At 64.2% G+C, this 16,024-nt stretch carries 4 protein-coding genes; 2 read left to right on the top strand and 2 right to left on the bottom strand.

Annotated features, from left to right (window positions below; all coding sequences use genetic code 11):
* Positions 1–428: 428 nt before the first annotated feature.
* Positions 429–2,738, bottom strand: a complete 2,310-nt coding sequence (locus CCOS865_RS23190) for an autotransporter family protein (RefSeq protein ID WP_119145240.1) — start codon at positions 2,736–2,738, stop codon at positions 429–431.
* Between the two features lie 384 nt (positions 2,739–3,122).
* Positions 3,123–14,897: an autotransporter-associated beta strand repeat-containing protein gene (locus CCOS865_RS23185; protein WP_119145238.1), complete on the bottom strand. Its 11,775-nt coding sequence runs from the start codon at positions 14,895–14,897 to the stop codon at positions 3,123–3,125.
* Positions 14,898–15,318: 421 nt separating this feature from the next.
* On the opposite strand from CCOS865_RS23185, the gene CCOS865_RS23180 reads away from it, so the two are divergent.
* Together CCOS865_RS23180 and CCOS865_RS23175 are read left to right on the top strand one after the other, a co-directional pair.
* Positions 15,319–15,573 (top strand): FitA-like ribbon-helix-helix domain-containing protein, encoded by a 255-nt coding sequence (locus CCOS865_RS23180; protein ID WP_119145236.1) that lies wholly within the window; start codon positions 15,319–15,321, stop codon positions 15,571–15,573.
* Positions 15,570–15,992 carry a type II toxin-antitoxin system VapC family toxin gene (locus CCOS865_RS23175; RefSeq protein ID WP_119145234.1) on the top strand — a complete coding sequence of 141 codons (423 nt, stop codon included), beginning with the start codon at positions 15,570–15,572 and terminating at the stop codon, positions 15,990–15,992. The genes CCOS865_RS23180 and CCOS865_RS23175 overlap by 4 nt, the downstream gene beginning before the upstream one ends.
* The last annotated feature ends 32 nt before the right edge of the window (positions 15,993–16,024 follow it).

The raw sequence follows: 16,024 nt of genomic DNA, 5'->3' as shown, positions 1-16,024 counted from the left end.
TTTGATTGCCGTCCAGCACGTTCAGTCATTCCCATAGGCGAGCGTGTTTCAGCTTATGAAGTATTGGTCCATTTACCAACATTCCACTGACCGTAACTCTTGGTCTGCGAGTACTTTCCGGTATTGGATCTTGAGTCAATATAGGATCAGTGCGGTATTGGCAGACGTGTCAATTCCCCAGCCGATCATGACATCGCATGAATGATGCAGTGCTTGTGAAAACAGGTTTTCGTCTATGGTATTTTTCGTGTCATTAGCATAAATGACAAAAATAAAGCTATGATTTATATTGATTTTTTAATATTGTTTATGTTCGAGTGGGAGTGAGTGGGCGGCCGGCATCGTCCGGCACCCGCTAGCAAAAACAGCCCGCCTGAAACAACAAAACCCGCCTAGGCGGGTTTTGTTGTTTCAGGCGACGGCGTCGATCAGAAGTCGTAGCGCACGTTCGCGGTGAAGGTATCGGCGTGGGCATCACTGCTGGTCAGGTAGTTGTAGGTCCCACCCACGCTCCAGGCACCCACGCGGTAGTTCGCACCCAGCCCCAGCTCGTAGCTGTCGCGGGTCGGTGTTGCGCCGCTGGTGGTGAACGGGGTACCGCCGAGCACGAAGGTGGAGGTGGTACCGGCCTTGTCGCCGATGAAGTCGTGCCAGGCCATCAGCTTGGCTTCCGGCTCCAGGGTGCCCACACCGACGTCAAACGCGGCGGCCAGGCGAGCGCCCAAGCCCATTTCGCCGATTTCATAGCGCTGGCTGCCAACGTTGAGGGCGGCTGAGCTGCCTTTCTCACGGTAAGCATCGATCGAAACGTTGGCGTAGCGCGCACCCACCTGGGGTTCCAGCACCCACTGCTTGTCGAGTTGCAACGTGTAGCCTGCCAGTGCGCTGACGCCGAAGATCTCACTGTCGTAGTCGGCCTTGGCGCGGGTGCCTGCGATGTAGCGTTTGGACTCGTTGTCGTTCCAGCCGTACATCAGCGAGGTGTCGACAAAGAAGTTGTCGTGGGTCCAGTTGCCATACAGGGTCAGTGCATGGCCGCTGACGTCGGTCTTGTTGCCCAGGTCGGATTTGACGTCGCTGGTCAGGTAGCTGTAAGCCAGGCCCACGGTGGTATCGGCGTTGAGCTTGCCGTCGGCACCCACGGCGATGCCGTTGGTCTTGGCGTCGTAACCGGCGATACCGTGGCGGCTGTCCTGGTCGGCATCGCTGGACAGCGCTTGCAGCCATACGCCTTGTTCTGCCAGGACGTCACCGGACGACAGGCCGTTACGCGCCTTGCTGGCGCGGCGGTTGATGGCGCTTGCGACCAGGTTCTGGCTGTTGGTGGCGGCGTTGATGACCCCACGGCTGACGTCCGGGGCCAGGGTTTCGGCAAGTCTGGCCAGCTCTTCACTCGTGGCGGCGTTGGCGAAACGCTGGAATACCGGGTCGCTTTCGTCCATCTGGGCCATCACCGTATTCTTCAGCGGATTGATGGCGTTCACCGCGTTTTGCGAAGCACTGACACTCAGCAGGTCCTGCGTGACAACCTCGTCGCTGCGGGTGGCAACCAGAGCTTTCACGTCCTGGCCTTCAATGCCGAAGTCTTTCACCTCAAGCAGCGCCGAGGAGGACACCACGGACAGGTTCTGTGGCTCTTCCCACGTGCCCGAGTTGAGGAGGGTGTAGCGGGTGCCCTGGGCTGACGTGCGGAAGTCGTCGGAGCGCGCCTGCAGTTCGATCTGGCTGCCTGCGGAGAAGTAGGTATTGCCGGTGACTTTCAGGATCGGCGCGTTGGGCAGTGTGTCGTTGTCCAGCAGCAGGCGCAGACGCGCCGTGTCGCTGTCCAGGTCGAGGTCGCCGTCAATCGTGGTTTGCGGGCTGAGCAGTGTCAGGCGGCCACCGTCGATGTCGACGTAGCCGGCGCGAATGGTCGAACCCTCGAACAGCGCGTCACCTTTCACCAGCACACCACCGAGGCCCAGCAGGTCACCCTTTACTTGGCCTCCCTGCCAGTAGAAATTCGTAGGGGGTGCATCGTCGTCCACCAGAATCGCTGCGGTGCCGCCTTCGATCAGCCCACCTGTCTGGGTGATGGCGAAGGAGTCGGAACGGCCGATGTTGTTGACTGTGCCGGCGGTGTCGAGGCTGACAAGGTGGATACCGACCCCGTCGGCTGAGATCGTCCCGCTGTTGTTGATATCAGTCTTGAAGTCAGTGCCCGAGCTTTGACCGGTGAAGCGGGCATTTTCGATCTCGATACCCGTAGCGTCGTTACCCCTCGCGGTGATAGTGCCCGCGTTATTGATGCGCGCTTGGGTCGAGGTGATCAGCATGCCTTCGGCACGGTCGCCAGTCACTGCGAGGGTGCCGTTATTGTTCACCTCACCCGCGATAGCTACCTGATAAAGGTCCAGCCCCGTGGCGGCGTTGCCGCTCACCGTGATGTCGCCATCATTGACCAGATCGCCCGCGATCGTGGAAGTGACGACCACGGAGAGGCCGGTCGGGAAGTCGGTGGGGCTTGCAGCTGTCTGGTTGATGTTGCCCTGGTTGACCAGGTTGCCCGCCAGGGTCGCGTCGATCAGATAGACACCTGCGTTTTGCGACGTCCCGGTGAAGGTGGCGTTGTTGAACACATCACCGGAGCGGTTGTACGCCCCTGTGCTCAGGTCGTGATTCAGGTCGGGTGCGGCATGGGCCGTGGCCGCGGCGACGGACAGCGCCAACAATGAGCGACGCAGGTGGGAAATGTTCAAGGCAGTATCCTTACAGGGCAGAAACCGACAGGGAACAACCCGCACGTCAGCGTCTGTTTTTGGCGTCCCTGCCAGCTTGTCAGTGGGTGCTGATTCAAGCGCGCTCAAACTTACACGATCCTTGTAGGACAATTCATCATAAAAATAACCAGCGCGGAGAAAATCTTTAAAATTCGACGCTATAGTTGTTTTTCAAAGATTTTTTCAGAAGTACGCGGAACTTTATAGTTAATGCAGCGGTCATTGGTAAGTTGTGCGGGGCCGAACGCCTCGAACACTGACCGCCAGCGGGTAAAGCAACCTGCAGCAAAAAGCCCGCATCATTGCGGGCTTTTTGCATTTCAGCTCTGGCAATTACCGTGCAGCGCCAGCCGACGACCGTTGTTAAAAGCTCACATTCAGCCCCAGGCGGATGCCGTTGTCCTTGTAGCCATCGCCGAACTGCCCGGAATACCCCAGCTCCACCGTGGTGCCGCTGGCGACCTGGGCGGTCACGCCCAGTTGCGCCAGTGCGGTGTCCCGCGCCAGAGGGGTGCCCTTGACGGTGAACGAATCGCTACCGGCGAACGACAGTTGGCGCTGCGGATCGAGCTCGTCGAACGCGTGTTGCCAGCCCAGCGTGCCTTGCAGCGCGATCGGTACGGCGCCGACCTGGGTCAGCGCGGTCGAGGCGTGCAGGCCGAGGGTGCCGTAGGTCAGGTCGTCCTTCTTGCTCTCGCCGCGCAAGGCGGTGCTGGTGCCGTGCTCCTTGAAGCTGTCGCTGTCGACCCGCACATGCGCAAGGCCTGCAAAGGGTTCCAGGGTGAAGTCGCCGGCGGTGATGGCGTAGCCCAGTTCGCCGAAGACTTGCGTGGTGTTGGCGTCGTAGCTGGCTTTGTCGTGCTCGCTGATGCTGCCAGCCTCGACGTGGCGACTGCTGTCGATGTCGCTCCAGGCATGCGAAGCGCCCAGGCGCAGGTTGATTGCATCCCATTGGCCTGCCGCGAACACGGTCAGCGAGGTGCTGTCGATCTCGGCCGAGGAGTTGCGCGCATCGACATCCAGCTTGCTGGTGCCGTAGCCGGCCGCGACACCCACGCGCCAGTTATCGCCGACCGGCACATCGATGCCCAGCAGGGTGCCGCGGCTGTCATGATCCAGGCGCGCGCTGTTGCTGTTGCCGCGGCTGTCGCCCCAACCGCCGTAGCCCTGCATCCAGAAGGTCATGCCGCTGTCGGCGTCGATGTGCAGGATGGCGTCGGTCGACGCCTGCCCCTGGGCCGCGCGCAGGCGTTGGCCAATGGCATCGCGCAGGTAACGGCTGTCGTCGAAGAGCGCGCCCTGGGTGCTGGCATGCAACTCGCCCGAGAGGCTGTCGTAGGCTGCCTGGGCTTGTTCGACCGTGAGTGCGCTGATGGCATCGTAGAGGTTGCCTGAAGCCAGTGATTCGACGCCCGCAGCGGCCGCGCGCTGGTTGAAGGTGCGGCCTACCGAGACGAAGCTGACGCCGTTGCGCTCGAGGATCAGTTGCACGCCGGTCGCCGAGTAGGCGAGCTCCGGCGTGAGGAAGGCCAGGTTGCTGCTGACGCTGGCAAAGGTGCCGTTGAGCGCTGCGGCCTGGACAATGTTGTAGCGGGTGCTGGACGCCCAGTCGCCGGTGCCGGCCAGGACCTTGAGGTTGGCGCCGGCCAGGGTGACGGTGCCGGTGGCAATCAACTGGTCCGACGTGCCATCGGGATTGGCTTCGATTTCCAGGTTCGAACCCGCAGCCAGGTTGACGTCGCCGTTGACGCGCAGCGTGCCGATGGAGTTGCCGGGGTTGAGCGTTGCGCCGCTGGCGATGTCGACCCGGCCAATGATGGTCCCATGGCCGCCGAGCAGCGCGCCACTGGCGACCTGCACATCGCTGGTCAGGCTCGCGGTGCTGCCGCGGGCGCCGCCAATGACCAGGCTGCCGGCGTTGACCTGGGTGCCGCCAGCGACGCTGGACTGGCCGTTGAGCACCAGCTTGCCGCTGCCTGTTTTACTCAGCCGGCCCGGACCATTGAGAGTGCCGTCGTAGACGCTGTTGGAATTGTCAGTGCCCACCTGCAGCTCGCTGCCCGAGGCAAGGACCAGATCGCCTTCGCCGCTCAATGCCCCGAGCTCAGTGATGCCGCTGACGCTGAGGCTAGCCGCTTCGCTGAGGTTCAGGTGGGCGTTGCCCAGGGCGTTGTCGCCGCTCAGGGTCAGGCTGCCGTCGAGGATGTCGAGGGTGCCGCTGAAGGTATTGTCGCCGCTCAGGGTCAGGTTGTTGACGCCTTGTTTGATCAACGCACCACTGCCGCTGATCACGCCGCTCAGGCCCAGGTCGTGGCTGCCGACGAGGGTCAGCTCGCCGTCGAGGGTGACGGCATTGCCCAGCGTCAGCGCAGTGCTGTTGTCCAGCAGGGTGCCTGGCGCAGCAATCAGGCCGCCGCTGCCCAGAGCAGCGCTGTTGCCGACCACCAGCGTGCCCCCCTCGAGCCGGGTACCGCCGCTGTAGGTGTTGGCGCTGTTGAGTGTCAGGGTGCTGCTGCCCTGCTTGCTCAGCGAGCCGCTCCCGCTTATCGCGCCATTGAGGGTCAGGTCGTGGCTGCCGGCGACAGCCAGGCCACCGTCGAGGGTGATCGCATTGCCCAGGGCCAACGCTACGTTTGTGTCCAGTGTGGTGCCGTTGGCGGCGGTGAGTCCGCCGCTGCCCAAGGCTGCGGCGTTGCCAAGCACCAACGTGCCGCCGTTGAGCTGCGTGCCACCGCTGTAGCTGTTGGCCGCATTGAGCACCAGGGTGCCGCTGTCATATTTGCCGAGCGCAGCACTGCCAGTGAGCGTGACGTCGAGGACGGCAGTCGCATTGGGATCGACGCGAACCGCAGCATTGCCCGTGGCGCCGTTGACCAGGTTCAGCGCACCGGCCGTACCGTTCTGCAGGCGATAGCCGTCGGTGGCGAACTGCATGCCAGTGGTGGTTTGCGTACCGTTTACGGTGACGGTGCCCGCAGTACCCTGGAACACCGCGAAGCTGTTGCTCCAGAGCTGATTGGTCGTGCCGTTGACGTCAGTCCAGTTGCTGGTGCCGGTGCCCCAGGTGCCGCTGCCGCCATCCACCGAGCCGTTGGCGGCCAGTTGGTTGCCGTCCCAGAACTGCACGGTGACGCCCGGCGCGGTGACCAGCAGGTTGATCTGGTTGGCCAGCGCGGTTTGCAGGGTCAGGTCGCCCGCAGTGACGCTGCCTGGGACGCTGCCGATCAGCAGGCCGTTGTCGGTCAGGCCGCCGGTGTAGTTGATCAGGCGATACACGCCACTGCCAAAACCACCGACGTCGCTGACGTTGAGGGCGCCGTCGAGGGTCAGGTTGCCGCCGACGTTGACCAGCGCATTGCCGCCACCGGAGACCGGTGCGCCGAGGGCGACGTCGAAGTTGGCGTTGGCGTCGAGCACCAGTGAGTTCACCGACAGCGTGCTGCCGGTGGCACCGGCCAGATGACCACCGTCCGCCACGGTCACGGCGCCGCCGAGCGAACCGCTACCGGTGAGGGTGCCGCCGCTGTTGACCAGCACGCTGGCGCTGTCCAGCGAGCCGTTGACGGTCAGGGTGCCGGCGTTGACCGTGGTGTTGCCGGTCAGGCTGTTGATGCCGGTCAGGCTCAGCGTACCGGTGCCGAGCTTGCTCAGTTCGCCGGTGCCGGTGAGCACACCGGCAAAACTGCTGCTGGCGTTGCTGCCGCCGATGCTCAGCGTGTTGCCGCCACCGATCAGTGTGGTGCCGCTGCCGGTCAGGCTGGCGAGGCTGGCCGCACCCCCGAGGTTCAGCGTCGCGCCATTGCCGAGGTTGATCCCGGCGTTGCTGCCCAGCGCCGAGTTGCCCAGCGTCGTCAGGCTGCCAGACTGCACGTCGAAGGTGCCGCTGAAGGTGTTGTTGCCGGACAGTGTCAGGTCGGCCGGACCATTCTTGGTCAGGGTGCCCGCCCCGGCAATCACGCCGCCTAGGGTCAGATTGTTGTTGCCGGCCACGCTCAGGTTGGCATTGACGTTGACGTTGTTGGCCAACACCAGCGGGGCGCTGGTGTCGAGGGTCGAAGCGCCCGCTACGGTCAGCGCACCGGAGCCCAGGCCCGACGAGGTGCCGAGGGTCACGGTACCGGCGGTCAGCGTGGTGCCGCCGCTGTAGGTGTTGATGCCATTGAGGGTCAGGTTGGAGGCGCCGTTCTTGATCAGACCGCCAGTGCCGCTGACCACGCCGTTGAGCGCCACGTCGCTGTTGCCGGTATGGGTCAGATTCGCGTTGAGTACCACGTTGTTGCCCAGCGACACCGACGTGTTGCTGTCCAGCGCCGAGGCACCGGCCACGGTCAGGTTGCCAAGACCGAGGGCGCCGTTGCTGCCGGCGGTCAGGGTGCCGGCATTGAGGGCAATGCCCCCGAGGAAGTTGTTGGCACCGCTCAGGGTCAGGTTGCCCGCGCCGTTCTTGGTCAGGCTGCCGGCGCTATTGATCGCCCCGCCCAGGGTCAGATCGTGGCTGCCGACGATGCCGAGGTTGCCAGCGAGGTTGATCGCGTTGCCCGCAGTGAAAGTGCCGCTGGCATCCAGGGTGGTGCCGTTCGCCGCGTTCAGGGTGGCGGAACCCAGCGCGCTGTTCGACGCCAGAATCAGCCCGCCCGCGTTCAATGCCACCGGCCCGAGGAAGGCGTTGTTGCCGCCGAGGGTCAGGGTGGCGGAGCCGTTTTTGATCAGCCCGCCGGTGCCGGCGATCACGCCATTGAGGGTCAGCGCATTGCTGCCGAGCACCGTGAGGTTGCCGTTCAGCGTGGCGGCGTTGGCCAGGGTCACGGCGGTGTTGCTGTCCAGTTGCGTGCCGGCATTGGCGATCAGCGCACCGCTGCCCAGCGCGGTGTCGCTGCCGACCACGAGTGTGCCGCCAGTGAGTTGGGTACCGCCGCTGTAGCTGTTGGCGCCGTTGAGGACCAGCGTGCCTCTGTCGATTTTGTTGAGAGTGCCGCTGCCGTTGATGTTCACGCCGACCGTAGCGGTCACACCCAGGTCAACGCGCATCGCCGTGGTGCCGTCGGTGCCGTTGACGGCGGTCAGCAGCCCCGACGTGCCGTTGACCACGTTGTAGCCATCGGTGACGAACTGCAGCCCGGTGAACAGCTGCGTGCCGTTGACCGACACCGTGCCGGCCGTGCCCTGGAACACCGCGAAGTCGCCGGCCCAGGTCTGGTTAAACGTGCCGTTGGAGTTGGTCCAGTTGCTGCCGCCGGCATTCCACGTGCCGCTGCCGCCATCGACCGTACCGTTGGGGATGGTCTGGCTGCCGTCCCAGAAACCCAGGGTGGTGTTCGGCGCCGTGACCACCAGGTTGATCTGATTGGCCAGCGCGGTTTGCAGCGTCAGATCACCCGGCGTGAAGATGCCCGGAAGGGTGCCGATCAGCATGCCGTTGTCAGTCAGGCCGCCGGTGTAGTTGATCAAGCGGTACACGCCACTGCCAAAACCGCCGATGTCGCTGACATTGAGGGTACCGTCGAGGGTCAGGTTGCCGCCGACGGTGACCAGCGGATTGCCGCCACCGGAGACCGGTGCGCCGAGGGCGACATCGAAATTGGAGTTGGCGTTGAACACCAGTGAGTTCACCGACAGGGTGCTGCCGGTGGCGCCGGCCAGATGACCACCGTCCGCCACGCTCACGGCGCCGCCGAGCGAACCGCCACCGGTGAGGGTGCCGCCGCTGCTGACCAGCACGCTGGCGCTGTCCAGCCAGCCGTTGACGCTCAGGGTGCCGGCGTTGACCGTGGTGTTGCCGGTCAGGCTGTTGAGGCCGGTCAGGGTCAGCGTGCCAGTGCCGAGTTTGCTCAGTTCGCCGGTGCCGGTGAGTACACCGCCGAAAATGCTGCTGGCGTTGTTGCCGCCAATGCTCAGCGTGTTGCCGCCACCGATCAGTGTGGTGCCGCTACCGGTCAGGCTGGCGAGGCTGGCCGAACTGCCGAGGTTCAGCGTCGCGGTATTGCCGAGGTTGACCCCGGCGTTGCTGCCCAGTGCCGAGTTGCCCAGCGTGGTGATGCTGCCGGCCTGCACGTCGAAGGTACCGCTGAAGATGTTGTTGCCGGACAGCGTCAGGTCGGCCAGACCGTTCTTGGTCAGGGTGCCCGCCCCGGCGATCACGCCGCCTAGGGTCAGGTTGTTGTTACCGGCCACGCTCAGGTTGGCGTTGACGTTGACGTTGTTGGCCAGCACCAGCGGCGCCGTGGTGTCGAGGGTCGAAGCGCCCGCCACGGTCAGCGCGCCGGAGCCCAGGCCCGACGAGGTGCCGAGGGTCACGGTACCGGCGCTCAGCGTGGTGCCGCCGCTGTAGGTGTTGATGCCGTTGAGGGTCAGGTTGGAGGCGCCGTTCTTGATCAGGCCGCCGGTGCCGCTGACCACGCCGCTGAGCGCTACGTCGCTGTTGCCGGTGTTGGTCAGGTTGGCGTTGAGCACCACGTTGTTGCCCAGCGACACCGACGTGTTGCTGTCCAGTGCCGAAGCATCGGCGACGGTCAGGTTGCCCAGACCGAGGGCGCCGTTGCTGCCGGCGGTCAGGGTGCCGGCGTTGAGGGTGATACCACCGAGGAAGTTGTTGGCACCGCTGAGGATCAGGTTGGCCGCGCCATGCTTGGTCAGGCTGCCGGCGCCGTTGATCGCCCCGCTCAGGGTCAGATCGTTGCTGCCGACGATGCCGAGGTGGCCCGCCAGGTTGATCGCGTTACCCGCCGTGAAGACGTCGCTGGCATCTAGGGTGGTGCCGTTCGCCGCGTTCAGGGTGGCCGAACCCAGTGCGCTGTTCGACGCCAGAATCAACCCGCCCGCGTTCAGTGCCACCGGCCCGAGGAAGGCATTGTTGCCGCCGAGGGTCAGGCTGGCCGAACCGTTTTTGATCAAGCCGCCGGTGCCGGAAATGACACCGTTGAGGGTCAAGGCATTGCTGCCGATAATCGTCAGGTTGCCGTTGAGCGTGGCGGCATTGGCCAGGGTCACGGCGGTGTTGCTGTCGAGTTGCGTGCCGGCATTGGCGATCAGCGCGCCGCTGCCCAGCGCGGTGTTGCTGCCCACCACCAGGGCGCCGCCGTCCAGTTGCGTACCGCCGGTGTAGCTGTTGGCACCGTTGAGTACCAGAGTGCCCGCGTCGAGTTTGTTGAGAATCCCGCTGCCATCGATGTTCACGCCGACCGTGGCGGTCACACCCGGGTCAACGCGCATTGCCGTGGTGCCACCGCTGCCGTTGACGGCGGTCAGCAGCCCCGACGTGCCGTTGACCACGTTGTAGCCATCAGTGAGGAACTGCATCCCGCTGAACAGCTGCGTGCCGTTGACCGATACCGTGCCGGCCGTGCCCTGGAACACCGCGAAGTCGCCGGCCCAGGTCTGGTTCAAGGTGCCGTTGGAGTTGGTCCAGTTGCTGCCGCCGGCACTCCATGTGCCGCTGCCGCCATCCACCGTGCCGTTGGGGATGCTCTGGCTGCCGTCCCAGAAACGCATGTTGGTGTTCGGCGCCGACACTACCAAGTTGACCTGATTACCCAGGGTCTGCACGAGGATGTCGCCGAGGTCGTAACCCACCGGCACACCGGCCACGGTCAGACCGTTGTCGGTCAGCGCACCGACGTAGTTGAACAAGCGGTACACACCCACGCCGAAACCGCCGGCATCGGTGACGTTGAGATTGCCGTCGAGGGTCAGGTTGCCACCGATGTTCATCAGCGACGTGGTCGATGGCGTGGCGAGGCTCGCATCGACATTGCTGTTGGCCGTCAGAATCAGCGACGAGGCGGACAAGGTGTTGCCCGAGGACAACGCCAGATGAGCGCCACTGTTAATGGTGATGAAACCAAGCGCCGAACCGGTGCCTGTGAGGGTGGCGCCATTGTTGACGTTGAGCTGCGAGCTGGCCAGCGAACCGGTGAGGTTCAGCGTACCGCCGTTGACGGTGGTGTTGCCGGTGATGCCGTTGATGCCGGTGAGGTTCAGCGTCCCGCTACCGACTTTGGTCAGGCCACCGCTGCCACCGAGGTCGCCGTCGAAGGTACTGGTGCTGCTCACGCCGCCCACGGTCAGGGTATTGCCACCGGCGACCTGCACACTGCCGCTGCCGCTCAAGCCGTTGAGGTTGGCGCTGCTGTTGAGATAGAGACTGGCACCGGCGCTGATAGTGGCGCCGAAGGTGTTGCCGAGCGCCCCGCTGCTCGCGGTGGTGACGCTGCCGGAGGCGATGTTCAGCGCACCGGTGAAGGTGTTGTTGCCGCTGAGCGTCAGATCGCCGAAGCCGTCCTTGGTCAGGCTGCCGGCGCCATCGATCACGCCGCTGAGGTTCAGTGTGTTGCTGCCGGCCAGGGTCAGGCCGGCGTTGAGGGTGATGTTGTTGCCGACGCTCATGCCGGTGCTGGTGTCCAGCGTCGAAGCGCCGCCGACGGTCAAGCCGCCGCTGCCCAGTGCAGCGGCCGAGCCCAGTGTCAGCGTACCCGCATTGAGCGTGCTGCCACCGCTGAAGGTGTTGCTGCCGTTGACAGTCAGGTTGGCCGCGCCGTTCTTGATCAACTGGCCGGTGCCGCTGATCACACCGCCGAGGGTCAGGTCCTGGGTGCCGCCGACGCTCAGCGCCGCATTGAGAACAACCGCGTTCGCGAGGCTGGCCAGCGGCGAACTGCTGTCGAGCGTTGCCGCACCGCCGACGGTCAAGGCACCAGTGCCGAGCGCCGAGCTGTTGCCGACGGTCACCGTACCGGCGTTCAGTGTGGTGCCGCCGACGTAGGTATTGGTGCCATTGAGGTTCAAGTTGGCCGCACCGTTTTTCACCAGGCTGCCAGCACCGGCGACGGTTCCGGTGAGGGTCAGATCGGCACTGCCGCCGATGTTCATGGCACCGGCGAGGTTGACCTGATTGCCCAGAGTGACGGCGGTGTTGGTATCCAGTGTGGTGCCGGCCGCTGCGTTCAATGCGCCGCTGCCGATCGCGGTATTGCTGCCGACAATCAGCTTGCCGACGTTGAGTGCGGTGTTGCCAAAGTAGGTGTTGGCGCCGTTGAGAATCAGGTCGGCCGGGCCGCTTTTGGTCAGGCCACCGACCCCGGAGACCACACCCGCGAGGGTCAGCGCGTTGTTGCCGCCGATGGTCACATTGCCGCCGAGGTTGACGTTGTTGGCCAGGCTGGTTGCGGTGCTGGCGTCCAGCGTGGTGCCGCCTGCCGCGTTGAGTACGCCAGTGCCAAGCGCGGTGTTGGAACCGACGATCAGAGTCCCGGCATTCAGTGACGTAGTCCCGGTGTAGGTGTTGTTGCCGGTCAGGGTCAGGGTCGAAGTACCGGCCTTGATCAGGTTACTTCCGCCACTGATCACGCCGCCGAGGGTCAGCGGGTTGGCGCCGCCGGCGGTGAGGTTGGAGTTGAGGGCAATCGCGTTGTTCAGCATCACATTGGTGCTGCTGTTGAGCGTTGCGCCCGCACCGCCGATGGTCAGCGTGCCGCTGCCGAGTGCCGCGCCGTTGCCGACGGTCAGGCTGCCGGCGTTGAGCGCGGTGCCGCCGGTGAAGGTGTTGGCGCCGTTGAGGGTCAGGTTGGCCGTGCCGTTCTTGATCAACTGGCTGGCGCCACTGAGCACGCCGCCCAGGATCATGCCGTTGCTGCCGCCGATGGCCAGATTGCCGTTGAGGGCGAGGTTGTTGTTCAGGATCACCGAGGTGTTGCTGTCGAGGGTCGCGGCGTTGGCGACGGTCAGGCTGCCGCTGCCCAGTGCGGCGGCATTGCCGACGGTCAGGGTGCCGGCATTGAGGGTGGTGCCGCCGCTGAAGGTGTTGGCACCGTTGAGAATTAGGTTGGCCGCGCCGTTCTTGGTCAGCTCGCCGCTGCCGCTGACGACACCGCCGAGGGTCAGGTTGGCGTTGCCGGCGACGTTGAGGTTGCCGCCCAGTGCGACCGCGTTGCTCAGCGCCACGGTGGTGCTGGCGTCGAGGGTGGTGCCCGCCGCCGTGGTCAGGGCGCCGGTACCCAGCGCGGTGTTGGAGCCGACGATCAGCGTCCCGCTATCCAGCGCTGTGCCGCCGGAGAAGGTGTTGTTGCCGCTGAGGGTCAGGTTCGCGGTGCCACCCTTGATCAGGTTGCCGGCGCCGCTGATGACACCGCTCAGGCCCAGCGCCTGGGTGCCGCCGATGGTCAGCCCGCCTGACAGCGCAACCGCGTTGGCCAGGGTCACGGCGGTGGTCGCATCCAGCGTAGTGCCGGCCGCCGCGTTCAATGCGCCGGTGCCGAGGGCGGTGTTGCTGCCGACGAGCAAGCTGCCGCCGTTGAGGGCGGTGGTGCCGCTGTTGGTGTTGTTGCCGGTCAGGGTCAGGCTGGCGCTGCCGCTCTTGGTGATTGCGCCGGTGCCGGACACGACGCCGGCCAGGGTCAGGCCATTGCTGCCGAGCACGTTCAACGCCCCGGTGATGCCGACGTTGTTGGCCAGGGTCACATTGCCGGTGCTGTCGAGGCTGGTGCCGTTGCTGGTGTTGAGCACCCCGGTACCCAGGGCGTTGTTGTTGCCGACGCGCAAGGTGCCGGCGCTGAGGCTGGTGATCCCGGTGTAGGTGTTGATGCCGTTGAGGGTCAGGCTGCCGCTGCCGGTCTTGGTCAGGTTGGCGGCGCCGCTGATCACTCCGCCCAGAGTCAGCGCACCAGTGCCGGTGGCGGTCAGGGTGCTGTTGAGCGTGATCGCGTTAGCCAGCGAAATCGGCGCCGTCGCCGAGATGCTCGAAGAGCCGCTAACAGTGATGCCGCCGGTGCTGAACGCCTGGTTGTTGCCCACCAGCACCACACCGCCGTTGAGCACGGTATTGCCGGAGTAGGTGTTGATACCGCTGAGGTTGATCTGGCCGCTGCCGATCTTGGTCAGGCCGCCCGTGCCGGAGATCACCCCGTTCAGGGTCATGCCGTTGATGCCCTGCAAGGTCAGACCACCGGCGCCCAGGTTGATCTGGTTGCCCAGCGTCAAACCGGCATTGCTGGCCTGCAGAATCCCGCCGTTGGACGTCAGCACACCGCTGCCGAACGCCGCGTTGTCGTTGAACTGCGCGACACCGCCATTGAGGGTGGTCGCGCCGCTGACCAACGGGCCCTGCAAGGTCCAGGTGCCGCTGTTGAGGGTCAGGTTGTTGAAGTTGACGTAGACCAGGCTGGACGCCGTGCCGGTCCCGGTGGTGCCGCCGCCGAGGCCGATCGGGTTTTGCAGGATCAGCGTGTTGGTACCGGCTGCGCCGCCATCGATCGTCCCGGTGGGGGCGAAGGTCAGGTTGACGCCGATCAAGCCACCGACGCCGACGGACAATTGCGCACCGTCACCTTGGTTAACGCTCGAACCTGTGATCGCGTAGAAGGTGTTGGTGCTGCCCGCCCCCATCGACACGCCGCCGGTGATGTTACCGGCGTTGGTGAAGGTGTTGCCCGCCACCGACGTCTCGAACGCGACCCGGCCGTTGATCGTACCGGTGGCGCTGTTGGTCATGTTGACTTGCGAACCGCCATACACCCCGACCACTGGCGTATCGGCCAGGGTGTTCACGCCGGGCGGCAGTCGGGTGGAGGTGATAGTGCCGTCATTGGTGATGGTCGTGGTGCCCGACACCCCGTTGTTCACGGCAATCCCCAGACCGTCGATGCTGGTCAGGGTGGAGCCGAGCACCATGCCGGTGCCGCGAATGATCCCGTTAGTGTTGTTGACCACGTTGACCGTGCTGGTCGCGCCGGTGCCGATGAACGCGCCGCCACTGAGGACCGACACCGGGACCAGGGCCCCCACATTCGGGTCGATGGTGCCGGAGTTGTTCAGGTTGATGTTGGCCCCGGTCAGGTTGATGACCTTGCCGCCCTCGGTGGCGTTCATCTCCGCGCCCGAGGTCACGTTGACCGTCAGCCCGCTGGTGGCGCTGCTGTAGTCATTAAGATACAGCGGCGGCGTCGGAATGCCGCTGCAGGTGATTGTGCTACCGGCGGCGGAGCACGTGGCCTGAGCCGATTGGCTGGCCAGGGCACCCAGCAGCAAGGCCGGCAGCGCCAGTTTGCCCAGGCGACGCGAGCCCTTGCGGCAACGCTTGCTGTGTTCGTGAGTCACTGTCCAGCAGCCCATCGAGGCGTTCCATACCAGCGCAAATACTCGGTTCATTGCGTGCACTTCCCTGTTTTCTCAGAACGACCACACATCGAAATCAGATGGGCTGGCGTTGGAGAGAATCACGATAGTTCAGCGCGTAGTATTCGGTAGTGTCACCTAGCCACTTTTTCCAGAGTGCGGCTATGTATATTTGGGAGTGCGCGCCCTAGAGCGGCTCGTGTGCGAAAAAAAGTGCAGCCTCTCTATGGCGGACAAATCGTCAGGGACGTTGGGTCAGAGAGGAGGGGGCAATGAAGTTCCCAAGTGATTACTTACATGGATATATGACTTAAGTAATAAAAGAGCGAGCCGGCTCTGGGGTGTCGGAGGTTACCGCCGATCTGATCTTACGGATTGCAGCCCGGTATTCATTGTGCGGGTGAATGCATTAGCTTAAATTGCAAGCAATCGCAGCGTTTTGGAGGATTGCAAGATGCCATCCGTTACTGTTCGAAATGTGCCTGAAGAGGTGCACCGCGCGATCCGCGTGCGTGCCGCTCAGCATGGCCGGAGCATCGAGGCCGAGATGCGTGACATCCTTGAGTCCGCGGTACGGCCAAGCGGCCGTATCAAGCTGGGGTCGCTGCTGGCCGAGATCGGGCGTGAGGTCACGCTCAGCGATGAAGAAACGGCAATCTTCGAGGGTGTGCGCGATAAAACCCAGGCCCGCGCAGCGAGCTTTGAATGATCCTGCTTGATACCAATGTCATCTCCGAGCCGCTGCGCCGCGAGCCGGAGCCTTGCGTTATCGAGTGGCTGGACGCGCAGCCGCTGGAAACGCTCTACCTGTCGGCAATCACCGTGGCGGAGCTGCGGGCTGGCGTTGCCCTGATGCCGCAAGGGAAGCGTCGGACGGCATTGCATGAACATCTGGAGAGGCGTGTTCTGCCGGTCTTTCTCGGGCGTGTGTTGCCGTTTGACCAAGCGTGTACCAACGCCTACGCCGAGGTGTTGGTCAAGGCTCGGAAGGCGGGCAGTGGTATTGAGACGGCCGATGCCTGTATAGCGGCTATCGCCAGTGCCAATGGGCTTTTGATTGCTACGCGCGACGTCAGTCCTTTTCAGGCTGCTGGCCTGACTGTCCTCAACCCTTGGAATCGCACTTAGCCCGCTGTCTCTGGCACTCCTATTGCGAATGA

The organism is Pseudomonas reidholzensis (assembly GCF_900536025.1).
GTDB lineage: Bacteria > Pseudomonadota > Gammaproteobacteria > Pseudomonadales > Pseudomonadaceae > Aquipseudomonas > Aquipseudomonas reidholzensis.
Note: the sequence above shows the minus strand (reverse complement) of the source record. Positions and strands in the feature narration are given on the sequence as shown.